26 protein-coding genes are annotated in these 24,363 nt (G+C 65.9%); 14 read left to right on the top strand and 12 right to left on the bottom strand.

The window, feature by feature from the left end; genetic code table 11:
- Positions 1–54 precede the first annotated feature (54 nt).
- From F623_RS0111955 to rnk, 5 genes are all read left to right on the top strand, one after another.
- The gene (locus F623_RS0111955; RefSeq protein WP_026278788.1) at positions 55–453 is read left to right on the top strand and encodes a hypothetical protein; all 399 of its coding nucleotides are present in this window, start codon (positions 55–57) and stop codon (positions 451–453) included.
- Positions 453–905, top strand: coding sequence for a glycine cleavage system protein H (locus F623_RS0111950; RefSeq protein ID WP_012983113.1), 453 nt, complete (start codon positions 453–455; stop codon positions 903–905). Before F623_RS0111955 ends, F623_RS0111950 begins: the two co-directional genes overlap by 1 nt.
- Before the next feature lie 14 nt (positions 906–919).
- A complete protein-coding gene (locus F623_RS0111945; protein WP_018868728.1) occupies positions 920–1,588 on the top strand; it encodes a thioredoxin family protein in 669 nt (222 codons plus the stop codon).
- 62 nt (positions 1,589–1,650) lie between these two features.
- Complete coding sequence (locus tag F623_RS0111940; RefSeq protein WP_018868727.1) at positions 1,651–1,989, top strand: rhodanese-like domain-containing protein; 339 nt, start codon at positions 1,651–1,653, stop codon at positions 1,987–1,989.
- 151 nt (positions 1,990–2,140) lie between these two features.
- A complete protein-coding gene (gene rnk / locus F623_RS0111935) occupies positions 2,141–2,551 on the top strand; it encodes a nucleoside diphosphate kinase regulator (protein ID WP_018868726.1) in 411 nt (136 codons plus the stop codon).
- Positions 2,552–2,581: 30 nt separating this feature from the next.
- Here the strand turns inward: rnk and F623_RS0111930 are convergent, their stop codons facing one another.
- Complete coding sequence (locus tag F623_RS0111930; protein ID WP_018862738.1) at positions 2,582–3,037, bottom strand: rhodanese-like domain-containing protein; 456 nt, start codon at positions 3,035–3,037, stop codon at positions 2,582–2,584.
- 46 nt (positions 3,038–3,083) lie between these two features.
- Positions 3,084–3,590 carry a heme-binding protein gene (locus F623_RS0111925; protein ID WP_026278787.1) on the bottom strand — a complete coding sequence of 169 codons (507 nt, stop codon included), beginning with the start codon at positions 3,588–3,590 and terminating at the stop codon, positions 3,084–3,086.
- Positions 3,591–3,712: 122 nt separating this feature from the next.
- Here F623_RS0111925 and aroC point away from each other — a divergent pair, with 122 nt between their 5' ends.
- A complete protein-coding gene (aroC, locus tag F623_RS0111920) occupies positions 3,713–4,819 on the top strand; it encodes a chorismate synthase (RefSeq protein ID WP_018862736.1) in 1,107 nt (368 codons plus the stop codon).
- A 45-nt stretch (positions 4,820–4,864) separates the two neighbouring features.
- Positions 4,865–6,022, top strand: a complete 1,158-nt coding sequence (locus tag F623_RS0111915) for an MFS transporter (protein ID WP_018862735.1) — start codon at positions 4,865–4,867, stop codon at positions 6,020–6,022.
- A gap of 18 nt (positions 6,023–6,040) precedes the next feature.
- On the opposite strand, the gene F623_RS0111910 is transcribed toward F623_RS0111915, so the two are convergent.
- Complete coding sequence (locus tag F623_RS0111910; protein ID WP_018862734.1) at positions 6,041–6,475, bottom strand: SRPBCC family protein; 435 nt, start codon at positions 6,473–6,475, stop codon at positions 6,041–6,043.
- Positions 6,476–6,597: 122 nt separating this feature from the next.
- Here F623_RS0111910 and F623_RS0111905 point away from each other — a divergent pair, with 122 nt between their 5' ends.
- Positions 6,598–7,047 carry a hypothetical protein gene (locus F623_RS0111905; protein WP_018862733.1) on the top strand — a complete coding sequence of 150 codons (450 nt, stop codon included), beginning with the start codon at positions 6,598–6,600 and terminating at the stop codon, positions 7,045–7,047.
- A gap of 8 nt (positions 7,048–7,055) precedes the next feature.
- On the opposite strand, the gene F623_RS0111900 is transcribed toward F623_RS0111905, so the two are convergent.
- From F623_RS0111900 to F623_RS0111880, 5 genes are all read right to left on the bottom strand, one after another.
- Positions 7,056–7,481 (bottom strand): DUF1841 family protein, encoded by a 426-nt coding sequence (locus tag F623_RS0111900; RefSeq protein ID WP_018862732.1) that lies wholly within the window; start codon positions 7,479–7,481, stop codon positions 7,056–7,058.
- A 28-nt stretch (positions 7,482–7,509) separates the two neighbouring features.
- Positions 7,510–8,157: an endonuclease III gene (gene nth, locus F623_RS0111895; RefSeq protein ID WP_018862731.1), complete on the bottom strand. Its 648-nt coding sequence runs from the start codon at positions 8,155–8,157 to the stop codon at positions 7,510–7,512.
- 66 nt (positions 8,158–8,223) lie between these two features.
- A complete protein-coding gene (locus F623_RS0111890; protein ID WP_018862730.1) occupies positions 8,224–8,661 on the bottom strand; it encodes a hypothetical protein in 438 nt (145 codons plus the stop codon).
- Positions 8,662–8,752: 91 nt separating this feature from the next.
- A complete protein-coding gene (locus F623_RS0111885) occupies positions 8,753–11,947 on the bottom strand; it encodes an efflux RND transporter permease subunit (protein WP_018868725.1) in 3,195 nt (1,064 codons plus the stop codon).
- Complete coding sequence (locus F623_RS0111880; RefSeq protein ID WP_018868724.1) at positions 11,940–13,259, bottom strand: efflux RND transporter periplasmic adaptor subunit; 1,320 nt, start codon at positions 13,257–13,259, stop codon at positions 11,940–11,942. Before F623_RS0111880 ends, F623_RS0111885 begins: the two co-directional genes overlap by 8 nt.
- A gap of 437 nt (positions 13,260–13,696) precedes the next feature.
- Here F623_RS0111880 and F623_RS0111875 point away from each other — a divergent pair, with 437 nt between their 5' ends.
- Complete coding sequence (locus tag F623_RS0111875) at positions 13,697–14,245, top strand: copper chaperone PCu(A)C (RefSeq protein WP_018862727.1); 549 nt, start codon at positions 13,697–13,699, stop codon at positions 14,243–14,245.
- Positions 14,246–14,268: 23 nt separating this feature from the next.
- Here F623_RS0111875 and F623_RS0111870 read toward each other — a convergent pair whose 3' ends face one another.
- Together F623_RS0111870 and F623_RS0111865 are read right to left on the bottom strand one after the other, a co-directional pair.
- Positions 14,269–15,138: a peptidylprolyl isomerase gene (locus tag F623_RS0111870; protein WP_018868723.1), complete on the bottom strand. Its 870-nt coding sequence runs from the start codon at positions 15,136–15,138 to the stop codon at positions 14,269–14,271.
- Between the two features lie 2 nt (positions 15,139–15,140).
- Positions 15,141–15,437 carry a YciI family protein gene (locus tag F623_RS0111865; RefSeq protein WP_018862725.1) on the bottom strand — a complete coding sequence of 99 codons (297 nt, stop codon included), beginning with the start codon at positions 15,435–15,437 and terminating at the stop codon, positions 15,141–15,143.
- A gap of 111 nt (positions 15,438–15,548) precedes the next feature.
- Between F623_RS0111865 and F623_RS0111860 the strand changes: the two genes are divergently transcribed.
- Genes F623_RS0111860 through scpB form a run of 5 tightly spaced genes read left to right on the top strand, consistent with a single transcriptional unit; the run spans position 15,549 to position 20,392 of the window.
- On the top strand, positions 15,549–16,166 hold the full coding sequence (locus F623_RS0111860) for an L-threonylcarbamoyladenylate synthase (RefSeq protein ID WP_018862724.1): 618 nt from the start codon (positions 15,549–15,551) through the stop codon (positions 16,164–16,166).
- Between the two features lie 26 nt (positions 16,167–16,192).
- The gene (locus F623_RS0111855; RefSeq protein ID WP_018862723.1) at positions 16,193–17,554 is read left to right on the top strand and encodes a DUF945 family protein; all 1,362 of its coding nucleotides are present in this window, start codon (positions 16,193–16,195) and stop codon (positions 17,552–17,554) included.
- Between the two features lie 44 nt (positions 17,555–17,598).
- Positions 17,599–18,819, top strand: coding sequence for a tryptophan--tRNA ligase (locus tag F623_RS0111850; RefSeq protein ID WP_018862722.1), 1,221 nt, complete (start codon positions 17,599–17,601; stop codon positions 18,817–18,819).
- Positions 18,820–18,851: 32 nt separating this feature from the next.
- Positions 18,852–19,709: a ScpA family protein gene (locus F623_RS0111845; protein WP_018868722.1), complete on the top strand. Its 858-nt coding sequence runs from the start codon at positions 18,852–18,854 to the stop codon at positions 19,707–19,709.
- Positions 19,706–20,392: an SMC-Scp complex subunit ScpB gene (gene scpB / locus F623_RS0111840; RefSeq protein WP_018862720.1), complete on the top strand. Its 687-nt coding sequence runs from the start codon at positions 19,706–19,708 to the stop codon at positions 20,390–20,392. The genes F623_RS0111845 and scpB overlap by 4 nt, the downstream gene beginning before the upstream one ends.
- Positions 20,393–21,062: 670 nt before the next feature.
- Here the strand turns inward: scpB and F623_RS0111835 are convergent.
- Together F623_RS0111835 and F623_RS0111830 are read right to left on the bottom strand one after the other, a co-directional pair.
- Complete coding sequence (locus tag F623_RS0111835; protein ID WP_018868721.1) at positions 21,063–22,733, bottom strand: Na/Pi cotransporter family protein; 1,671 nt, start codon at positions 22,731–22,733, stop codon at positions 21,063–21,065.
- 101 nt (positions 22,734–22,834) lie between these two features.
- Positions 22,835–24,217 carry a sodium-dependent transporter gene (locus F623_RS0111830; protein WP_018868720.1) on the bottom strand — a complete coding sequence of 461 codons (1,383 nt, stop codon included), beginning with the start codon at positions 24,215–24,217 and terminating at the stop codon, positions 22,835–22,837.
- Between the last annotated feature and the right edge of the window lie 146 nt (positions 24,218–24,363).

Genomic DNA, 24,363 nt, shown 5'->3' with positions numbered 1-24,363 from the left:
TTATCGTAGTCTGTTCTCGCTGCAGAACAAACAAGAAAAGGGAGCGAACGCGATATGCATCCACGTAACCGGATGTTCATCCTGGCCGCGCTGGCCTATGCGCTGCTGGGTGGGCTCATCGGCATCCTCTGGCTGGCTCACCCGGGGCTGATCCCTGGCAATGTGCCGCGTATCCATGGCCATCTGATGCTGCTGGGATTCGTGATCATGATGATTTACGGCGTGGGGCTGCACGTGCTGCCGCGGTTTTCCGGTCGTTCACTGTTCTCGGAACGGCTGGGGCATGTGCAGTTCGTGCTGGCCAATCTTGGTCTCTGGGTGATGATCGCCGGCTGGATGATGTTCCATAACCCGACGGTTGCGGTCGGCGGGGCGGTGGCCTGGGGCGCGATGATCCTGTTCGCACTGAATATCGCACTCACCGTGCGCCACTACGGTCCGAAGGGGGCGTAATGAGCCATACCGAATACAACGGCTGCGAGCTCCCGGATGACCTGTTCTACGACCTCGACTACGTCTGGGTCCGCCCGGAGGACGATGGCACCTTCACCCTTGGGATTACCGATCCCGCTCAGACCATGGCGGGCCGCGTGCAGTACTTCCGTTTTCGCAAGCCCGGTTCGCACCGGGCCGCGGGCAAGCCGGTCGCGCGGCTGGAGTCCGGGAAGTGGGCGGGGGGCATCCCCACGCCCTTCGACGGGACTATCGAGCGTATCAATCCGGCCGTGGAGGCCGACCCCGGGCTGGTCAACGTCGCTCCCTATACCGACGCCTGGGTGGTGGTGATGCGCCCGGACGACCCGCAAAAGGCCCTGGAACGGCTGCATACAGGGCCCGAAGCCGTCGACGGGCTCAAGCAGTGGATCGACCGCTACGACATCCACTGCATGCGCTGCGCGGACTGACGGGGACTCGATTCATGAAGGTGGAACTGCTGGTGTCCGAATGGTGTGCCTCCTGCCACGATGCCGAGCGCATCTGGCGCGAGGTGGCCCAGAAGAAGCAGATCGATTTCGCGGTCGTCGACATGGGGCAGCCGGAAGGGCGCCAACTGGCAACCCGACTGCGCATTCGCTCCATCCCGGCCGTGGTGGTGGACGGCCAACTCAAGCACATCGGAGTACTGGACCGGACGGCTGCGACCGAACTGGTCGCCGATGCGCCCGAGCGCACGCAGAAAACCGTAAGCCATGTGGGGCTCGGGTTGTCGGCCTCCAGCCGTGCCTCGGTGCTGGGGGCGATGATCTGGCTGCTGATTGCGGGGACCGCGCTGCCACTGGGCGGGTTCTTCCTGGATGGCGCCGCGCGCCCCGCCGCGCTCCACGGCTTTACCCTCGGGTTCCTGCTGCTGCTGATCATGGGGCTGGGCGAGCACATGCTGCCGCGTTTTACCGGGCACCCGATCGCGGGTGGCTGGCTGTGGGCCTGGGCACCCCAGATCCTGATTCACCTGGCCGTGCTGAGTATGGGTTTCGGCTGGCTGATGGGAGTGCCAATGCTGACTGCGGTCGGTGCGGTGGCCGCGTTGGTCGCGCTATTGCTGTTTACGCTTCGCATCGCCCCGCTCTTGTTGCGACCGTCCCTGTGAGTGCCCAGCCCCCGTCGAGACGGTAGACTGGTGCGTATGTGTATCCAATGGAGTCGCCGACAGTGAGCCTGTTCGAGAAGCGCATTGCGGAGCTGGAAGAAGAGCTGCCACATCTGGAGCCCGCGGATCTTGCCGGCTGGCGGCAGGCGGGGCGATCGTTTCTGCTGGTGGATGTTCGCCAGCCGGAGGAGGCGGCCGAAGGCATCATCGATGGGGCGGTGAATATCCCGCGGCCCAAGCTGGAGGCGAATATAGAGGCCCTTTTGAAAGACCCGGAGCAGCCGGTCGTCGTGTATTGCGGGTACCGCGGTCGGTCCCAACTGGTGGCCGCGAGTTTGCGCGCGATGGGTATTGATGCCCATGTCCTGCGTGGTGGCTATTCGGTGTGGCGGGAAACGTGACTTGATCGCAGGAATACCTGTCTTGGCCCATATGGCTTTTTGGTCGGGGCTTGGCTACTCTCGGGTCTGATTCTCCGATTTCGGATTTGTCCCCGTTTTATTCAGCGCGCCTCCCGTGGGGGCGCGTTCTGCTTTATTGGAGTGTGTAAAGGTGAGTAAGCCGAAGATCGTCGTCTCCAGCACGGACATGGAGCGCCTGGACAAGCTGCTGGAATCGCTGCCGGACGACAGCTTTCCCGGCAAGGCCGACCTGGAGGCCGAGCTGGACCGCGCGGATGTCGTGGATTCGCGCGAGATCCCGGGTTCGGTTGTCACGATGAATTCGAAGGTCCGGTTCCGGGTGGTCGAATCCGGCGAGGAGTTCTCGCTGACGCTGGTCTACCCGCGCGATGTAGACGACAGCGGCGGCACGCTGTCGATTCTGGCGCCGGTGGGCAGTGCGCTGCTGGGGCTGTCCGAGGGGGACGAGATCGAATGGCCGCGCCCGGGCGGAGGGCAGATGCATGTGCGTATCGAGGCCGTCGAGTATCAGCCGGAGCGCGCCGGCGAGTATCACCGCTAGCGAGCTCGGTTGCGCCAGGCGCTGACTCGCTCAGCACTGTTCCCAGGGGAGCCCGTGGTAGCGCCAGCCACCGCGGGTGGAACGCTGGTGGTGTTCGTCCAGCGGCCCTTCAAAGCCTTCTTCCACCGAATACACGTTCTCGATGCCGGCATCGACCAGGGCCTGGCCGGCGGACAGTGTGCGCTTGCCGCTGCGGCAGATCAGGTAGAGCGCGGGGGCATCCTCGCTGTGATCCTCGGCCCCCCCCAGCAGCAGTTTGCGCACCTGAGGCACGAAGTGAGGGTTCACGGTCCAGTCCGGTTCGTCGATCCACGGGATATGGATGGCGCCCTGCGGATGCCCGACGAACAGGAATTCCATCGTGGAGCGGATGTCGATCAGCAGGTCGCGCGGGCGCTGCTGCAGCCGCTGGTGGGCCTCCTGCGGGCTGATCCGGTGTACACCGGGTGCGGCAACCGCTTTCTGGCTGGCGAGTGGATCTTTCATTGAGGCTCCGGGCGTGGGTTGGCGGCCGTCCCTGGCCACGCGCAACTTACATCGCGAAGTCGAGTCGCTCCTGAACCGAGTCTAGCGCGGCCTGGGCGCATTCTTCATCCAGATCACCACCAGGGGCACCGGATACGCCCACCGCGCCGATCATGCTGCCGGCCACCTCGATCGGCAGCCCGCCCGCCAGCATGATGATGCCGTCCACGTGGTTCATCTCCATGCGGATTTCTTCGCGGTTATCACGGAAGTTGCCAGAACTGGTACCGGACATGACCGTGGCGCGGGCCTTGTCGCCGGCAATCTGGATGGTTTGCACGGCGGCCAGATTGTCACGCATTACGGAGCGATCGTTCCCGGATCGGTCGACGACCACGGCGCTGGTCTGGTGTCCCTTCTCGCGGCAGGCGAGCACCGCAGCCTCGGCGATGTCGTTGGCCAGCTCCATGCTCATCATGCGCTGATTGAACACGTCGGCCTGGGCGACGCTGGCCAGTCCCAGACAGGTTGCGGCGGCGGTACCGGCGGCCAGGCGCTTGATCGAACGCGACATATCCATCTCCTTTTGCTTGTTGGATGCTGCGCTGCCGATCATGGCAGAAACTTCGTGGCTTTGCCGTCCGGTCGGAGCAGCAACAGGCGACAGCACCGCTCGGCGCGGATACACTATCGCGCATGTCGGGAAACAGCTTTGGACGACTGTTCGTCGTCAGTACCTTTGGTGAGAGTCACGGGCCGGCCCTGGGCGCGGTGGTGGACGGCTGTCCGCCGGGTCTGGAGCTTTGCGAGGCGGACCTGCAGTTTGATCTGGATCGCCGCCGGCCGGGACAGTCGCGCCACACCACCCAGCGCCGCGAGCCGGACCAGGTACGCATCCTGTCCGGGGTGTTCGAGGGTCGAACCACCGGTACCCCGATCGGACTGCTGATCGAGAATGTCGATCAGCGCTCCAAGGACTACAGCGAGATCATGGATCGCTTCCGTCCGGGGCACGCGGACTACACCTATCACCGCAAATACGGCCTGCGCGATTACCGCGGCGGCGGGCGCAGCTCCGCGCGCGAGACCGCGCTGCGCGTAGCGGCCGGTGGCATCGCCCGGCGTTACCTTCAGCAACGCTACGGGATCGAGATCCGTGGCTGGCTGTCACAGCTGGGCCCGATCGAGCTGGAGGCGAAGCAGCCGGAGATCGTCAACGACAACCCGTTCTTCTGCCCCGACCCGGACAAGGTCGCGGAGCTGGAGGAATACATGGATGCCCTGCGCAAGTCCGGCGATTCGATCGGCGCGCGGGTGACCGTCGAGGCCGTCGGTGTGCCGGCGGGCTGGGGCGAGCCGGTGTTCGACCGCCTGGATGCCGAACTGGCGCATGCGCTGATGAGCATCAACGCGGTCAAGGGCGTGGAGATCGGGGCCGGTTTCGAGTCGGTCAACCAGCGGGGTACCGAGCACCGCGACGAGATCACCCCCGAGGGCTTTCTCTCGAACCACGCTGGCGGCGTGCTGGGCGGGATCAGCACCGGCCAGGCCGTGCGCGCGAGCATCGCGCTCAAGCCGACCTCGAGCATCCGTCTGCCCGGGCGCAGCATCAACACCGCCGGCGAGCCGGTGGAGGTGGTCACCAAGGGTCGGCATGACCCCTGCGTGGGCATCCGCGCGACCCCGATCGCCGAAGCGATGATGGCACTCGTGCTGATGGATCATGCCTTGCGCCATCGCGGGCAGAACGCCGACGTCGGTGACACCGGCCTGCCGGAACTGCGCGACCTGCCGCACGACTGACATGGGCGCGCTCCGCCGTGCCCGTGCCTCCGGAGGTCCGCTCTGGTGATCCCCAGCGCACGCCTCTCCACGGTCTACTTTTTCTATTTCGCGAGCCTCGGCGCGTTCATGCCGTTCTGGGGCCCGTATCTGGCCGAGGCCGGCTTTAGCGGATCGCAGATCGGCGAGCTGATGGCGATCGTGCTCGCCACCAAGATCATCGCGCCCAACGTCTGGGGCTGGCTCGCGGATCGCGCCGGCGCGCACATGCCGATCACTCGTTGGGGGGCCTTTGGCGGTGTCGTCGCCTTTGCCGGGGTGTTGCTGTACACCGGCTACTGGTGGCTGGCCGTGGTGATGGCCGCCTTCAGCTTTTTCTGGAATGCAATCCTCCCGCAGTTCGAGGCCACCACCATGCGCACCCTGGGCCGCGATGCCCATCGCTACGCGCTGGTACGGCTCTGGGGGTCGGTCGGGTTTATCGTCGCGGTCGCGCTGCTGGGCTGGGCGTTCGACCATATCGACATCGCCTGGCTGCCCTGGATTGTCCTCGGGATCTTCGCCGCACTCTGGCTGGCGACGCTTTGGGTGCGCGAGCCGGTGCGCGATATGGAGCAGGACAACAATGTCCCGGCGCTGGTCGCGGTATTGAAGCGGCCCGAGGTGATCGCGCTGTTTCTGGCCTGCTTCTTCATGCAGGCGAGCCATGGGCCGTACTACGCGTTCTTCACGCTGTATCTGGAGGAGGCCGGATTCTCGCGGGCGGTGGCCGGGCAGTTGTGGGCGCTCGGAGTGGCGGCGGAGGTGGTCCTGTTCCTGCTGATGCCCAAGCTGATCCTGCGCTTCGGGGCGTGGTTTCTGGTATCCGTGGCACTGGTGCTGACCACCCTGCGCTGGGGGCTTCTGGCTGCGATACCCGACTCGTTGCCCATGCTGCTGTTCATCCAGGCGCTGCACGCGGCCAGCTATGGCGTGTATCACGCGGCCGCCATCTCGCTGATCCATTATTTCTTTCCGGGGCGGCTACAAGGGCGCGGACAGGCCCTGTACTCCTCCCTGGCATTCGGGATGGGGGGTGCGGCGGGGAGCCTGGTCGCGGGCTATCTGTGGGACGGAATCAGCCCGGCCTCGGTCTATGTGTTTGCAGCGTTTCTGGCGGCTGCCGGCTTGCTCGCCTCGGTGTACGGGGAGTGGCGGCACAAGACGCCGGTGCGCACGCTTTAGGGCGCGTCCTCCGGATTGTCAGGCGCGACCGTTCTCGACATCGAGGCGGTGCTGTACGCGGGTCATCAGCTGGCCGGACACGCGTTCGACCAGCGAGTGCGCGGCGCGGCGCACCGCGGCTTCGAGCAGCGGGCTGCCCAGGCGGTACTGCAACTCGAACTCCACCTGCGTGTGGCCGGGTTCGCCGGGGCTCAGGCGGTAGCTGCCGCGATTCTGGATGCCGCGGATCGAGCGCCACGCGAAGTACTCCGGGCGTTCGGCTTCGCAGACCTCCACATCGAAATGCAGCTTCATTCCCGCCGCGCGGATGGTCCAGCGGTAGCGCTCGTCCCCCAGCGGCTCGATATGCTCCACGTTGTCGCACAGATCGACAAAATTGGGCACGTGGCTCAACAGGTCGAAGACCTGCTCCGGCTTCGCGCGAAGAGAGGTATTGTGAGTAAGCTGACGCATCGTCCAGGCGCTGGGGAGAGTGAGCGGTACTTGCTGATCAGAGGCTCGCGCAGGCCAGGGGTTCCATGCAACCAGATCCACGGCGGGCTACGATGATGACTCATCCTCAACCGGCCACTGCGATGCCCGCCCCGCCTGCTGTCGACCACGACTTTCTCCAGCGTTTCCAGGCGGGCAGTACGGGCGTGTTGCACTGGAGCGATCTGGATGCCGTGTGGGCACGCTTGCGCGAGCAGGCGGACGATCACTGGTATATCTATGCGGTTGGGGAGTCGGTGCCCCCCGAGCCAGCGGCGCGCGCCGATTTTCTGCATTTCATCGAAGAGGTCGATCGGCTGCTGCGCCGCGACCACGACGAAGATTACTGCGGAATCGTCTATGTCGACGACCGTGACGCCCCCACTTTCGTGAAGATCTTTGATCCCAACCATCTGGGCGCCAGTTGTGGTTCTTCGGGCCTGCGGATTCTGCCCGGTTGGGTGCTCTCGCGGGTCCCTCCTGTGGATCTGCAAGCCGTGATGCCGCCAACCGGAAGCCGCCGGCGCTGGTGGCAGCGCCTGTTTGCGCGTTAGATCCGTCCCTAGCGCGCCGCGAGGCGCTGGATGCATTCGAGGTAGGCATTCTGGTCCGGCGGCGTGTTGTTGCGCTGGGCCTCCCACAGGGCCTGGCCCAGGCACTCCATCATCCGGTGCTCGGCATCCATCACGCCAAAACGGGCACACAGGCTCGCGTGTGCGGCCTGAATGCCAGTGGGGCGGTCAGTGCGAGCCTGGTCGCGCAGGCTCAGGTGCATGGCCATGTGCAGGAATGGATTGGAGGTGCCCAGTTCCGGCGGAAACTCGCCGGTCAGGGCAGTCTCGCGGTCCTTGATGAACTCGTGGTACTCGGGGTGTTCCGAGATCACGTCCACCAGCTGCTGTTCCAGGTCGGTCAACGTCTCGCCAGCTTGTGCCTTATGCCAGGCGTCGACGAACTGGGTGCGGATCTGGTCGCGGTTGCCGTACATGGGGTGTTCCTCGAAGGTATGGGGGCGTTCAGGCCCCGGCTGGGGGTGGCGTCTTCGCCTTGTATTCACACAGGTCCTCGATCGGACAGCGCCAGCATTCGGGCTTGCGGGCCTTGCAGACATAACGTCCATGCAGGATCAGCCAGTGATGGGCGTCCTGCAAATAGGGCTTCGGTGTTAGCCGCATCAGTCGCTTTTCGACGTCCAGCACGTTCTTGCCGGGCGCCAGTCCGGTGCGGTTGGCGACCCTGAAGATGTGGGTGTCCACTGCAATCGTCGGAATGCCGAATGCCGTATTCAGGATCACGTTGGCGGTCTTGCGCCCCACACCCGGAAGGGCCTCCAGCGATTTGCGGTCGCGTGGAACCTCGCTCCCGTGCTGTTCCACCAGGATGCGGCAGGTCTTGATCACGTTCTCGGCCTTGGCGTTGTACAGGCCGATGGTCTTGATGTGTTCCTTCAGCCCGTCGAGGCCCAGCGCGAGGATGGCCTCGGGCGTGTTGGCGACGGGGTAGAGGCGGCGGGTGGCCTTGTTCACGCCGACATCCGTGGCCTGGGCCGACAGGATGACCGCGATCAGTAGCTCGAAGGGGGTGTTGTACTCGAGCTCGGTGGTCGGCTCGGGGTTCGCCGCCTTCAGGCGTTCGAAGATGGCTTCACGCTTCGCGGCGTTCATTAAGCAGGTTTCCCTAAACAAACCGGCCCCGCAGGGCGGGGCCGGATGCTGCGGCGAGGGTGCCGGTCAGACGTGGCGGAACAGACCGACGTCCGGGGCCGCTTCGCGCGGGTTGGACTCGGCTTCCTTCTCCAGGTCCTTGATCAGCTTGGCGTGCTTCTCTTCGAGATCGTGCATCGCCTTTTCGTCCATCTTCGGGAAGATGACGTCACGGATGAACGAGCCCAGCTCGTCCAGGCAGCTCGGCCAGTACTTGCCGTTCAGATGGAACGAGTGGTGGGCATGGGTGCCCATCGGATAGCTGTCGAACTTGGTGATCATGGTGTAGGAGAGGTCGGCGTCCTTCTCGACGAAGTCCTTGGCCCAGTCGTACCACCACTTGTAGTACTTCTCCTGCAGGTCCTCGTTGAACCCGTGGTTTTCGAAAAAGGCGGCGATGGTGCCGCGCGGGGCGAGGCCGTAGCGCGTGCCGCGCTTACCAGCAAACGGGAAATGTCCAGCCATGCCAATCTCCTGGGACGTTTGGATTGCCGGGGCCGGGCCCCGGTGAAACGGAATTCGTGGCGCCGGAAGTTTACTCGCTGGCGAGCGAGAATCAAGAAACGGGTGCCTCGGTGGCCTCAGCACGCCCGAATCGACCCTCGTACAGACGCAGCAGGGCGGGGATCACGAACAGCACCAACAGGGTGGCGAAGGCCAGCCCGAAGACGATCGAGATCGCCATTGGGATCAGGAACTGGGCCTGCACCGAGCGCTCGAACAGCAGCGGGGTAAGACCGGCGATGGTGGTGACCGAGGTCAGGATGACCGCGCGCAGGCGCTGACAGGCGGCCTCCACGATGGCCTCGCGCAGGGCGAGGCCGGTTTCGCGCAATCCCTGGTAGAAGCTGACCAGGATAATCGAGTTGTTGACCACGATCCCGGTCAGCCCGAACAGGCCGAACAGCGACAGGATGGTGAGCTCCACACCCATCACCCAGTGCCCGAACAGCGCACCGAGGATCCCGAAGGGGATGATCGCCATCACGATCAGTGGCCAGCCCCAGGAGGCGAACACCCAGGCGAGCACGATGTACATCAGGCCAAGCGCCAGGATCAGGCCCATCTGCATGTCGGCAAAGGTCTCCTCCTGGTCGGCCGCGCGCCCCTCGAACGAGTACTCGACACCATAGCGGTTGGCCAGTTCGTCCAGTGGCCCGTCCTCGAGTGCCGCCCGGATACGGGCGGCGTTGTTGATCGCCCGGTCTACCTCGGTCGAAACCTGGATGGCCAGTCGTGTATCGGCGTGGCGCAGGGTCTCGAACCCCTGGCGCGAGCGCAATTCCACGACGTCGTCCAGTGGCACGAAGGCCCCGTCCGGGAGACGCAGGTTCAGCCGTTCCAGACTTTCGCTGCGGTGGCGCTCGCCATCCGGCAGGCGCACGCGCACCTCCACTTCTTCCAGCCCATCCTGATAGAGCTGGGCAAGGTAGCCATCAAAGGCGTTGCGCAACTGTATCCCGACCGATTCGGTCGTCAGCCCGACCGCACGGCCCTCGGGCTTCACCTGAAACACGAACTGCTCGCGCCCGAACGGGGTGTCGTCGCTGGTGGCGAACGTCCCGGGGAAGTCGTCCAGCATGTCGGCCAGCTCCAGCGCCGCCTCTTTCAGTACATGCGGGTCATCCCCGGTCAGGCGGATATCGAGGTCCCGCCCGGGCGGGCCGGTCTGGCGCTCGTCGATGGAGAAGTTCTCGATGCCGGGGGCCTGCTGGATGCGGTCTTCCCATTCGCGGATGAACTCGCGGTTGCGCACGGTCCGTTCTTCCGGCGAGACCAGCTCCACCTGGATGTTGCCGAACTGCTCCCCCTTGGGTGCATTGCCATCGCCCGGGTCGATCCCCTTGCCGAGACGGGTCACGGAGGTGCGCACCAGATTGCCGCCCAGCGCCTCCTCGGTCTCCTCGAGGGCGCGTTCGGCGTGGATCAGGAACGACTCCACCCGCTCCGGCGGCGTGCCGGCGACGAAGTTCACCCCGGCGTTGACGATGGTGCCCTCGGGCGAGGGGAAGAAGGTGAAGCCGATGCGGCCACTGGCGGCCAGGCCAATGGCGAGAATCAGCGCGCCCACGGCCAGCGCCAGCGTGACACCCGCGTGGTCCACCGAGCGCGTAACGGCACGGCGGAATGGGCCGTTGCGCAGATGTTCGAAGCCGGCGTCGAAGCGTGCCCGCAGGCTGTTTTCGGGCGGTTCCTTCAGTCGGTGCATCACCCCCTTCAAGTGGGCCGGCAGGATCAGGAACGCGATCAGCAGGGTCGCCACGATCACGCAGATCACCACCAGCGGGATGTCGAACAGGATGTTGCCGATCACTCCGCCAATCAGCATCAGCGGCATGAAGGCGGCGACCGTGGTCAACGAGGCTGCAATCACCGGCCCGACCATGCGCCGGGCGCCGTCGCGCGCGGCCCGGCCCGCGTCCAGCCCGCGCTGGTGCAGGCTGTAGGCGTGCTCCGAGACCACGATCGCGTTGTCGACGATGATCCCCAGCGACATGATGAAGCCGAACAGCGAGATCATGTTGATCGAGCCACCCACGACCCACAGCACGACAAAGGCGGCGGTAAACGCGATCGGGATACCCAGCGCCACGCGCAGCGCGACATGTCGGTTGAGGAACAAAAACAGGATTCCCAGCACCAGCATCAGGCCGCCAAGGCCATTTTTCAGCAACAGGTTGATGCGCTCGGCCAGCAGTTCCCAGAAGGCATCCATCACCTGGACATCCACGCCCGGGGGCAGGGTGGGCCTGGTCGCCTCCAGCCAGTCCTCGAGGACCCGCGCGGCCTCCAGCGAGTCGCCCGTCTCCGAACGCAGCAGCTGCATCTCGATCGCGGGTTTGCCGTTGGCACGACTGCGCACCTCGCCATCGCGCGCGCGCAGTTCGATGTCGGCGATATCGCCCAGCCTGATTCGTCCCAGATCGGTGTCGCCACGCAGGATCAGCCGCTCGAAGCCGATAACGTCGCGCGCCTGCTCCAGACTGCGGATCTGGCGCGCGGTATCGTCACGGCCGACCGAGCCGGCGGGGAAGTCCTGTGCCATCTCGCGGACCTGCGCACCGATCTGGTCCAGGGTCATATCCAGGCGGTAAAGCTCGCGGGCCGGCACCTGTATGGCCATCTCGTCTTCGGTCAGCCCGGTGAACTCGATCTGGGCGATGCCGGCATCCAGCAATTCCCGCTCGAACTGCCGGGCCAGCCGGCGCAGCTGCTGCGGGTCTTCCGGGCCGGTAATCAGCAGCCGCGCCACGGGCTCGTAGCGGATGATCCGTTTGACCACGGGGGTTTCGGCGTCTTCCGGCAGATTGCGCTGCTGGTCGACGCGGTCGTTGACCTGTTCGGCGGCCCGCGTCATGTCGGTGCCCGCTTCGAACTCCAGCGTGACCACGCCGACCCCCAGCGCGGAGGTCGAGGTCATGTTGCGCAGGCCGTCCACAGTGCGCAGGTCCTGTTCCAGCGGATCGATGATCGCCTGTTCCACGTCCTCCGCACTGGCCCCGCTCCAGACCACTTCCACGGTCATGAAGTCCAGCTCGAAGTTCGGGAAGAACTGGGTGTTCAGTTTGGTCAGTGCGAACGCCCCGGCCAACACCATCAGTGCGATCAGGAGATTCGCGGCCAGGCGGTGTTCCAGGAACAGCTGAATGGGACCGCGCGGTGGCTGGCCGTTGTCGCGTGTCCCCCCGCCGGGCATCGGGCGCTCGTCCGGGCCGTCGCCGGCGCGCTGGCCGGGATCGGCGTCAGCCATCGTTTGGATCCTGTTCCTCGTTGCTGCCGGAGGCGCGCGGGATCGCGGCATCGCGGTCCGGGCGTTCGCCAGGCTCCTCGACCTCGACCTTCAGTCCGTCCACGGCATTGGGCAGGCGGGTGGCGACCAGGATGTCGCCCGTCTCCAGATCCGGATGACGTATCAGCGCCCGGACGTCCCCGGCGTCGGTCACGAACTCGCCGAGGCGCTCGACCCGCAGCGACTGCATGCGGCCATCCACCACGCGGAAGACCTGGTCACGGCCATACAGGGCCTCGTAGGGCACGGCCACGCTGTCGGCCTCGGCCGGTAGCCGCAGCGTCAGCTCGACGAAGCGGTTGAGGTTCAGCGCGGAATGCCCTTCGCGCACCTCGAAGATGCCGCGCGTGCCGGCCTCGCCCGCACGCGTCTCGCCTTCCAGGCGCGTCAGTTCGGTACGCACCGTGCTCCCGCCCACCCGGGCATGGGCGGTCAGCTCCTCGCCCGCGTCCAGCAGATCTTCGATGCGCGGGAGGATGTAGGCCGGGATGCTGGCGCGAATCTCCAGGTCGTCGAGCGCGAACAGGCGCACGAGCGGGTCGCCCGAGCGGGCGCGCTCGCCGGCTGCCACCTCGACCTCGACCACGCGGGCATCGAAGGGTGCGGTGATCGTGGTGCGCTCGAGATCGATGCGTGCCTGGTCCTCGGCAGCCCGTGCGCGCTCCAGGCGGGCCTCTGCCTGGGCCATGCGCATCGGGGCATCGGCCACCGCCTGTTCGCGGTTGTCCACCGTCAGGCTGGCCTGCTCCAGGGCCTCCCGGGCCGTGTCCACGTCGGTTTCGGAACCAAGATCGCGTTCACGCAGGTTCTGAGCCCGGCGCAGCCCACGCTCGGCGATCTCCAGGAGCTCGCGCTCGCGCACCAGGGCCTCGCGATCGAAGCGGGCACGGATCTCCTCGCTCTCCTTCGCTCCCTCGAGCTCACGGCGTTCGGCCGTGCGCTGGGCCAGCAGCAGTTCTGCCTCGCGCGGGTCGATGCGTACCAGGGTTTCGCCAGCCTCCATGCGCGCCCCGATCCGAGCCGGGACGGCCTCGATCTCGCCCTCCACGGCTGCGCGCAGCGTGGCCGTCTGGGCCGACGCGCTGCGCCCGTTCAGCAGGATGCCCGGGTGGCGTTCGCCGAGTTCGGCCACCAGCCCCTGCACCGGCCAGGTCCGTTCGGTGGCATCTGGCGCAGGCGCCTCGGGGCCGGTCGCGCGCAATACGAGGAAGCCCACGATCGCGGCGGCGAGGATCAGCAAAGGGGGCAGGGCACGTCGAAGTAGGCGCGGCATCGTATTCTCGGTCGGATGGGGCAGGGCCGGTCGCTTGGAGGCACGTGGAGGGCGGAGGGTTCCTTCCCGGAGCGTCATTTTAAGCGAATTGTCTGTGTGCGCGACCCTGCCTCGCCGATGATCCCTGCTGGGTTAAGGAAACACTGATCAATGTACACACTCGCGTTGGTATCCCAGGTTTTCCGAGGCAAGACGCGTCGTGCAGCGGGTAGTGGTTCTACCCGCAAGCGGCGCAACGCAGGATCGGGGAACCTGGGGTACCAACCCCGGAGGGGCTCGGCCGCTTTTGCGCGGGAACGGCGTTGCGGCTCCCTTGTGCAGAATGACTGCACGGCAGTCACCGCGCCTTGTTCGCACGCAAAAGCGACTCGAGCGCGAGTGTGTACATTGATCAGTGTTTCCTTAGTATGCGGCCCGTCAGATGTTTGGAGAGAGCGATGACCAAATTTGGCGTATTACGACACCTCGGGGCCTTCGCCCTGGTCCTTGGCCTCGGTGTGGGTGGTGGCACCGCGATGGCCGACGACGAACCGAACGTGTGCGAATGCCTGGAAGGGCTGGAGATGGAAGGCACGCCGTGGGTGCGCCTGGTGCCGGGGGATACGACCGCCGGGTACCTGGAGCTGCGAAACACCGGCGAGTCCGACCGTCGAATCGTGGCCGCAGAGTCGCCGATTGCCGAGACCACCGAATTGCACGAGCACACCTATGAAGATGGCGTGATGCGCATGCGCGAGGTCGAGTACCTGGACCTGCCCGCGGGCGAGGCCCTGGTGCTGGAGCCGGGCGGCCTGCACCTGATGTTCATCGATCTGCACGAACCGTTGACGGCCGGTGACTGGGTCGCCGTGCGGGTGACCTTCGAGGACGGCGAGACGATGGATCTGCACATGCAGGTCCGCCGCGGCGAAGCCGAGGAGGGTGCCGGGCACGACCACATGGAACACGATGACGCGGGTCACGGGCACGGCGGTCACGGGCACTGACGAGCCCGCCCGAACGGGCCGAATCAGTTCTCCGGCCGGTTCGGGATCTCGATCGTCGCCTCGGCGCGCAGGGCCTCCAGCTTTTCCTGAATGGCGCGGCTTTCCAGGATCTCGATGATCTCGGCGCGCACCTCGTCCAGCGGCGGGACTTCAGCCTCGCGGGTGTCGTCCAGACGGATCAGGTGCCAGCCAAACTGTGACTGCACGGGCGCGTCGGTCGTCTCGCCGGGTTCCAGGGCCTCGGTGGCGGCCGCGAATTCCGGCACCATGCCATCGGGCGTGAACCATCCCAGCTCCCCACCCCGTGCGGCGGACCCCGGGTCGATGGAGTGCTCCTCGGCCAGCTCCGCAAAATCGGCCCCGTCGTCCAGTTGTGCCAGCAGCTCGTGCGCGCGCTCCTCGTCCTCGACCAGGATGTGACGGGCGCGGTACTCGGTGCCGCGCAGGTACTCGACCTGGCGCTCGTATTCCGCTTCCACGTCCTCGTCGGTGATGTCCAGTTCCTCGGCGATGCGTTCCATCAGCGTGGAAGCCAGCAGGTTGGTCTCGACCATCTTCAGGATGCGCTGGATCTCGGGGTCGTCGCCCAGCCCGCGTTCCAATGCCTCCTGGCGCAGCAGCTCCAGGCTGATGACCTCGTCCAGTACGCCTTCGCCCTGCGCGGCCAGCCCCGGATCCTCGTCCATGCCGGCATAGGTGAACAGGTCGGCGCGGGTGATCGCGCGGCCGTTGACGATGGCGACGGTGTCCTCGTCATCGGTATCGGTGATGACTTCGTCGTTCTCGCTGGCCTCTTCGTCGGGCAGCGGCAGGCCCTCGTCGCCATTCCCGCAGGCGGCCAGAAGGCCCGCGAGGGCGAGGGCGGCAACGAACGTGGCGGAACGGGTACGCATGCTCAAAACACCTGCTTGAAGGGGCGAACATCCACCGAGGCATAGACCCCCGAGGCGACATAGGGATCGGCGTCGGCCCACTCGTGGGCGGCCTCAAGCGACGGAAACTCGGCCACGATCAGGCTGCCGGTGAAGCCGGCGGGGCCCGGGTCGTTGCTGTCGATCGCCGGTAACGGGCCGGCCAGGACCAGGCGGCCGGCCTCGTGCAGTGCCTGCAGGCGGGCTACGTGTTCCGGCCGTGCGGCCAGGCGGGCATCCAGCGAGTCGGGGGCATCCTGGCCCTGGATCATGTAGAGCATGAAGCGAGGTCTCCGTGGGTTGGAACGTGAATTCTAACGCAGCCGGGGCGCCTTATAAGCGGCGCCCACCATGCGCTACACTGCGCGCCTTGTCATCAGTGGCCCGACTTCATGATCGCGATACACCCCGAAAACCCGCAGCCCCGGCTGATCCGGCAAGTCCTGGAGCGGCTGCACGAGGGTGCCGTGATCGCGATCCCGACCGATGCCTGCTATGCCCTGGCCTGTCTGCCAGGCGACAAGGCGGGCGCCGACCGTATCCGCCGCATCCGCCAGGTCGACGAGACCCATCACCTCACGCTGCTGTGCCGGGATCTCTCGGAGCTCGGCGTCTATGCCAAGGTGGACAACACGGCCTTTCGCCTGATGAAGGGGCTGACACCCGGGCCCTATACCTTCATTTTGCCCGCTACGCGCGAGGTCCCACGCCGCCTGCAGCACCCCAAGCGACGCACCATTGGTCTGCGCGTTCCGGACAGCCGCATTGTCTCGTCGCTGCTGGAGGAGCTGGGGTCGCCGTTGATGACCGCGACCCTGCAGCTTCCGGGCGAGGATCTGCCGCTGAGCGAGCCCTGGGTGATCGACGAGCGGTTGTCGAAGGTCGTGGACGAGGTCGTTGATGGTGGGGCCGGTACCCTGGAGCCGACGAGCGTGATCGACCTTACCGGTGATGTGCCGGAGATCATCCGTCACGGGGTCGGCGACGTGGCGTTTCTTGAGGAAGCGTGAGGGCATGGAGACTCGGGAGAGGCGTGATGCGTAAGTGGGTTGTGCTGGTACTGGTGCTGTTGATCGTGGTCGCCGCCTGGCCGGTGTTTGTCGGCGGGCAGGTCGAGCGCAACGTGACCGAGGCCCAGCAGGCACGTATCGGCGAGGTGGATCTGCGCCACGAGATGGTCGAGTACCGGCGCAGCTATCGCACTGCCACCGCGCGCAGCGAGCTGACGCTCGACGACGGCGAGGCCGAGCTGGTTATCCCCCTGGAACACCGGGTGCGCCACGGGGTGCTCGGCGCGCGTGGCGAATCGAACGTGGACCTGGATGCGCTCGAGGCCCCGGAGGGCTCGCTCGCGGCCCATCTGCTGCGTGAGCTCGATCTGGTTGTGCAGACGCACGCCGGCATGGGTGGGCGTCTGACCACGCGTGTGCAGTTCGAGCCCCTGACGCTGGACCTGATGGAGGTTCCGGATGTGGCCGACCGTGTTGATAGCGAAGGGCCGCTGTGGCTCGAGCTGGATGCAGGCCAGGGGCGCTTTGCCTGGTCGGCGGAGCAACTGCTGCTGAGCCTGGACCTGCCGGCACTGCGTCTGCATGACGACGAGGCGGACCTGCGGATCGAGCAGGCCCGTTTTGCGACCGTGTTCGAACCGGACGCGGATGGCATCTACGGCCGCCTGCCGGATTACGAGGGCGGCCTGGCGGCCGCGCAGCTGCACTTTCGCGACGAGCAGGGCGAAATGGAGCTGACCCGGCCGCGGGTGAACGCCTTCCAGAAGACCAACAACGATCGCCTGGACAGCCGCCTCCGTCTGGAGATCGACGAAGTCCGCCTGCGCGAGGCGGATGCCGACGTGCTGGAACTCGAGACCGTAGATCTCCAGTTGGCGGTGCTGCGCTGGGATCGCCCGGCACTGTTGCAGATGATCCAGGACCTGGAGGCGCTGCAGGAGCGTGAACTCGAACGCGGGCAGCGCCTGGCGCTCGGCGGGTCGGTGATCACCGACGCGATCGAGCGCATGATCGAACACAGCCCAGCGGTCGAGCTGAAGGCCTCGTTCAATGAGTCCGCCGCACATCAGGTGGCCCTGGACACCGAGCTGGGCCTGCGCGGTGATGCGCGCGGCTTCCGCACCCGGCCGCTGGAGACGGTGGTACTGGACAGCGAACTGCGGCTCGGGCTGGAATGGGTGCGCGAGTTCGACGCGGCCTATCCCGACGCGGAGCTGGACCAGCGTCTCCATGCCCTGGCGGCCCAGGGCTGGTTGCAGCGTGACGCCGATGCTGAGCTCTGGCGCGGACACCTGACGATGGAGGATGGTCGCGTGTACGTGAATGAACGTGATCGCACAGCAGCCCTGCTGGGCATGCTGTTTGCCTTGTCGGGTGGAATGTTCTGAATCGTGCCCAACGAACCCCACGAATAACGGAGAAGGAACCACTCGTGACCAGCAACCAGGGAACGAACCAGCGCGTGATCTCGGGCATGCGCCCGACCGGCCGTCTGCATCTGGGCCATTATCACGGCGTCCTGAAAAACTGGATCGAGCTGCAGCACAACTACGAGTGCTTCTTCTTCGTCGCCGACTGGCACGCGCTGACCACGCACTACGAAGACCCGGGCGATCTGCAGCAGCATGTGACCGAGATGGTGATCGACTGGCTGGCGGCCGGGGTGAGCCCCGGCTCCGCGACGCTGTTCGTGCAGTCGCGTGTGCCGGAGCATGCGGAGCTGCACCTGTTGCTGTCGATGATTACCCCGCTCGGCTGGCTGGAGCGCGTGCCCACGTACAAGGACCAGCAGGAACAGCTGCGCGAGAAGGATCTGGCGACCTACGGTTTTCTGGGCTACCCCGTGCTGCAAAGTGCGGATGTGCTTGCCTATCGTGCCGGCATGGTCCCGGTCGGCGAGGATCAGGTCTCGCATCTGGAGGTGACGCGCGAGATCGCGCGTCGCTTCAACCATCTCTATGGTCGCGAGCCGGGGTTTGCGGAGAAGGCCGAGGCCGCGATCGATAAGATGGGCAAGAAGGCCGCCAAGCGCTACCGCGACCTGCGCAAGCGTTTCCAGGAGCACGGCGAGGACGAGGCGCTGGAAGTCGCCCGGGCGATGCTCGAGTCGCAGCAGAATATCTCGCTGGGGGATCGCGAACGACTGTTCGGCTACCTTGAAGGTGGTGGCAAGATCATCCTGCCGGAGCCTCAGGCCAGGCTCACGCCGACCGCGAAGATGCCGGGGCTGGACGGGCGCAAGATGTCCAAGAGCTACGGCAACACCATCAGCCTGCGCACCGAGCCGGCCGAGGTGGAAAAGCTGATCCGGACCATGCCGACGGATCCGGCGCGCGTGCGCCGTACCGATCCCGGCACGCCGGAAAAATGCCCGGTTTGGGACCTGCATCTGGTCTACACCGACGAGGCTAAGCGTGCCGAGCTGCACGAGGGCTGCACCTCGGCCGGGATCGGCTGCATCGACTGCAAGCGGCCGTTGATCGAAGAGGTGCAGGCGGAACTGGAGCCGATCCAGCAACGTGCCAAGGAGTATGCCGAGGACCCGGCGCTGGTGCGCTCGATCATTGTTGAGGGCTCCGAGGCCGCGCGTGAAGAGGCGCGCGAGACGTTGGAAGAGGTGCGCCGTGTGATGGGCCTGGACTACCTCCGATGACCCCATTCGGGAAGCTCCCACCGAGATGAGCCATGGACCCGCGCGATGAGCTGACGGACCTGGACAACCCCGCGACGGTCGAGACCGGAGCGGAAGGCGAGTTTGTCTATCGCGTGCATGGCGAGCCGGTGGCCGAGCTGCCGGCCGATTTGTATATCCCCCCGGATGCGCTGGAGGTCTTTCTCGAATCGTTCGAGGGCCCGCTGGATCTGCTGCTGTACCTGATCCGGCGGCAGAACCTCGACATCCTCGCCATCCCGATCGCCGAGATCACCCGTCAGTACATGGCGTATATAGAGGTCATGCGTGCACTGCGCCTGGAGCTGGCCGGCGAGTATCTGGTGATGGCGGCCCTGCTCGCCGAGATCAAGTCACGCATGCTGCTGCCGCGCCCGGTGCAGGCCGACGCGGACGAGGACACGGATCCGCGCATGGCGCTGATCCGGCAGTTGCAGGAATACGAACAGTTCAAGACCGCGGCCGAGCGGCTGGACGAGATCCCGCGTATGGACCGCGACGTGTACGCCGCCGCTGCCAGCGTCGAGGCTTTGGAAGGGCCGCCACCCCCGGCCCCGACGATGGACGAGCTGATGGAAGCCCTGGCCGCGGTGATGCATCGGGCCAGCCTCTCCGCACACCATCACATCTCCACCGAGCAGTTGTCGGTGCGCGAGCGCATGAGCAGTATCCTCGAGGTCCTGCACCCGGAGCGCTTTACCAACTTCGTCACGCTCCTGCTGGCCTCCGAAGGGCGTCAGGGCGTGGTGGTATCGTTTCTCGCCGTGCTGGAGCTGACCAAGTCCGGTTTGGTGGAGTGGGGCCAGAGCGAACCCTACAGCCCGATTCGCCTGCGCCGCCGTGGTGGCCGGCCGGACACGGAGGATGCATGAACGACGTCACCAGCCCTGACGCCCCGCAGGCCGCTACCGAGATCGACACCGACACGCTCGGCGCCATCGAACTCGCGATCGAGGCGGTCCTGTTCGCCGCCGCCGAGCCGGTCGCACCGCGCGACCTGAAGGCCGCCTGCGAGGACCTGGGCGAGATCGACCAGCAGACGCTGGATCAGGCGATTGCCCGGCTGCAGGACCGCTATGCGGATCGGGCTATCGAGCTGGTGCGCACCGCTGGCGGCTACCGCTTCCGCGTGCGGACGCGTTTTTCGGCCACGGTGCAGGCGGCACAGCCCGAGCGCCCCGCGCGGCTGTCGCGTGCACTTCTGGAGACGCTTGCGATCATTGCCTATCGCCAGCCGGTGACGCGCGCCGAGATCGAGGCAGTACGTGGCGTGGCGGTCAGCTCCGGGATCATGCGTACCCTGCAGGAGCGCGAATGGGTACGCGTGGTGGGGCACAAGGAGGTGCCCGGCCGGCCTGCGCTGTATGCGACGACGCGGACGTTCCTCGACGACCTCGGCCTGAAGCGGCTGGAGGAGCTGCCGCCGCTCGATGCAATCCGCGATCTGGCGGATGTTGCCTCCGACGCAGGCTTCACGCTGGCACCGCCCGAGGACGACGGCAATGGTCAGCTCCGCCTCGAGTCTTCCCCCGAATCCGACGGCGAATCCCGCTAGCCGGCGGCGCTGGAACTCGCTACGCCTTCGGCTGCGCTCAGACAATCAGCGCCCCCGTGTCTATTTTGAATCGTCCGGCCTGTCCCGCCCTCCACAAGGGGCTCATATCGGGAGGGAAGGTCAAAACCGACGGTGTTCCCGCACCTGTCCTAAAGTCCCGAGCTGTAGGGTGCGTTGAGCGCAGCGAAACGCACCATGCCAACGTCGGGGCAACCCTGATGCGATTCGCTACGCTCATCAGCATCCTACGATGGGGTCTGGCGCCCGCTGGCGGGCGCGGCACGCCAGGGCCGCAGGCCGCGCGTGCCCAGGATGTCGGAACACCTAGCCTTCAACCATTGCCACGAACGTCTGGATCGCCGTTGTCTTGACCTTATCCCCCCGTATGCAGCCCCTTGCGGAAGGGTCCTCGGGACGGAAGAGAGGCGCTGACTGTCTGAGCGAAGCGAGTTTCAGCGCCGCCGGCCCGAGGGCCCTGGAGCAAGGTTCCCGGGCGGAATCCGGGTGCCCTTCTTTGGGTACTTTCTTGGGCAAGCAAGAAAGTACCTCGCGGCGCGCTCGCGAGTGAGCGCTCGGCAGTATGTGGACCGAAGGCACGTAAACATCGGATGACGAACCAGGCCCAGCCTCACGTGGCAATGAGCTTCGCCGTGTGATCAAAAATATGGCGTTAAGACTTGGTGGGGGCGGTGGCGGGTTCGGCCTCGTAGGAGGCCCCCTCCGGCGGCGTCAACAACAGCGCATAGCGCCGCAGGACCCAGATGCCTCGCTCGAACAGGCTGGTCGCGCCGAACACAGCGTCGCGTACGCTGCCCTCGAGATCGCTGGAGGCGAGCAGCCGTCGGCGGATCGAGTCCATGAGTTCCGAGCGGTCGTGGGTCAGCGACTGCAGCAGGGCGATGTCGTCGGCATCTCCGCTGCGCGCCGCGTCGGTCAGCGTCAGCAGCATCATGTGGAGGGTCTCGACCAGGTTGTGGGTCAGGGCACGGGCCTCCGCGGAGGCATCGGCATTGAGGGAACGCTCGATCTCCGTGGCGAGGTCGTTCAGCGTGTCTTCCAGCTGCAGCAGCAGCTGATTGCGGTTCTTCAGCACGATCGCATGATCGAGGGTGGCGCCACTCAGCGCGCCGGAGAGGATCTCGTCGAGAAACTGTTCCACGGCCTCGGTGACCTGCAGGTTGCCGCGATGCAACGCCAGGCGCTCGTGGCGGGCGCCGTCGCTGTCGTCGCGCACGCTGTCGAGATAGTCGGGCAGTCGCTTGAGCAGGCGCAACTGCTCCTTCTCCACCAGGACCAGCGCGGACCCGGCGTCTTTTTGGGCTCCTGCGTAAATGTAATGCGGCTTGCCCAGGGCCTCTTCCTCCGTTGGGGGCGCGGTGCGCTCCAGGAAGCGGGCAACGGGCCCGTGGACCGGGTGCATCGCCAGATCGCAGACGACCTGGTAGAGGATGTAGGCAAGCGCGATCTGCAGGCTGATGCCGATCGCGAGCGCTTCCAGGCCCGAGGCGATCAGCGGGACGCCGCCGTAGAACTCGATCCAGAACAGCGGCAGCAGCAGTAGAAGACCCAGCCCCTTGAGGATGAACTGATAAAGCGCCAGTTGGCGGCCCAGTCCCTTGTGCGAGGCGGCGAGGATCAGCGTGGACACACCCGTCCCGAAGCTTGCTCCATACACCACCATCAGGCCGTACTCGAGGTCGATGACGCCACTGGCGGCGAGTGCCATCGTGACGATGGTGATGCTGGACGCGGAGTGCGCGACGACCGCAAAGATCAGGCCGGTGGCGAACGCGATCAGCAAGGATTGCGCCGATAGCGACATCAGGCCGGTCATCCAGGTGAGCTCGCTCAGTGGTTTGGCGCCCTCCTTGATGAACATCAGGCCGAGGAACAGCAACCCGATACCGAGCATGGCGCGGATCAGGTGGCGTACGCGGGCAGACTGGTCGCGGTCGAAGTAGAACAGCAGTCCGGTGATCCCGACCAGGATAAAGACCATCAGCGTCAGGTCGATCGCGGCGATCAGGACCAGCAGCGAGGTCCCGAGATTGGCGTAGTTGATCACCGGCTGGGCACGCCGAGCATCGAGTACACCGGCGGTGACCAGCGAGATCAGCACGAAGATGACCGCGTGGATGCTTTGTGTGATGGCCCCGCCCACAAGACCCAGGAAGGCGGCGGCGCGGTTGGAGCCTGTCGCGCGCCCCACCAGTGCACGCAGCCGCTGGTCCGCGAGCTGGCGCAGGTGCTCGCTGATCAGGCGAATGCCGACGAAGAACAGCCCGAGCCCGGCAAACAGCGTCGCCGCGATCTCGAAGGTGATCATCCACTCGCCGTTCATCCGCGCATTCTAACGGGGCCTTGTGCGGTCTGCGTCCTTGCCTGTTAGATGCCCGTGACAGGCAGCACCGCGGCAGCGGCGCATCGGCGCCTCCAGTTGCCTCACGCGCCGGGAATCAGGCCGGTGAGCTGGAGAAAGACCAGGGCAATGGCCAGCGGCGCAACATAGCGCAGGAAGAGGCGCCAGACGTGGTAGGCGACGGGGCCCGTGGCGATCTCCTCGCGGGAGATGTCCGGCTTGATTACCCAGCCGACGAACACCGCGATCAGCAGTCCGCCCAGTGGCAGCAGGACGTTGATGGACAGGTGTTCGACAAGCTCGAAGACATTCGTGACCTCGCGCCCGAGGATCGACCATTCGAGTTGCGCCCAGCCAGCACCGGTGAAGGAGAACACGGTCGCCAGGCTGAGCAGCCAGATGGCGACCCCGCACCCGCTCGCCGCGACCCAGCGATTCAGGTGCAGGCGTTCCTCCAGCAGGTGTACGAAGGCCTGCACGTTCGTAATCATGGTGCTGAAGCTGGCGACGCTCAGCATCACGAAGAACAGGGTGGCCAGCAAGACACCAGCCGGGACCGCGGACAGTGACAGGGGCAGGGTCTGGAACATCAGGCCCGGGCCCTCGGCCGGGTCCAGCCCGAAGCCGAACACGACCGGGAAGATCGCGATCCCGGCGATGATCGCGATCAGGGTGTCGGCCAGGGCTACGCCGACGGCGGTGCGTGCAATCGAACTGTCGCTCGGCAGATAGGCACCGAACATCATCAGCACGCCGGCGGCGAGCGTCAGGGTGAAGAAGGCCTGGCCAATGGCGATCAGCACGGCACCCATGTCCAGTGCCGAAAAATCCGGCCGGAACATGAAGGCGAACGCCTTGGACGGATCGCCGACGGCCAGCGAGATCAGCGTGGTGACCAGCAGCAATAACAGCAACAGCGGCATCAGGATACGAACGCCGCGCTCCAGTCCCCGGCGCAGCCCGAACCCGACAATCACGAAGGCCCCGATCACGGCGACACTTGTCCACAGGATCATCTCTCCGGGATTGGCGGTCATTGAGGCGAAGATGGCCGCGACCTGGTCGGCGTCCGCTCCGGCGAACTGGCCACTCGCGGCCTTGCCGACATAGGCCAGTGACCAGCCGGCGATGACCACGTAGAAGCTCATGATCAGGAAGGCGGAGGCGAGACCCAGCCAGCCCACGACCTGCCAGGCCTCGCGCGCCCCCGTTTCGCGCGCGACCCGGCGCGCGGCATAGCCGGGCGAGTGGCGTCCCCGCCGCCCGATCATGACCTCGGCCATCATCACCGGGACGCCGATGGCGGCGATCGCGGCCAGATAGACGAGCAGGAACGCCCCACCCCCGTTCTCTCCGAGGACATAGGGAAACTTCCAGATGTTGCCGAGCCCGACCGCCGAGGCCGTGGCGGCGAGGAGAAAGGCGTAGCGGTGACCCCAGCGCTGTTCGGTGGCGGCGGGTTCCATGGGCGTCTCGGCTGCGGGGTTGTCGCGAAGGGTGCCCGTGGGGCACAGCCTAGGGAGACGCTGATTTAATCGCGCGTCCGCGCTCGAGTCGCTTTTGCGTGGGAACAAGGCGCGGTGACTGCCGTGCAGTCATTCTGCACAAGGGA

Source organism: Thioalkalivibrio sp. ALD1 (assembly GCF_000381245.1).
Taxonomy (GTDB): domain Bacteria; phylum Pseudomonadota; class Gammaproteobacteria; order Ectothiorhodospirales; family Ectothiorhodospiraceae; genus Thioalkalivibrio.
Note: the sequence above shows the minus strand (reverse complement) of the source record. Positions and strands in the feature narration are given on the sequence as shown.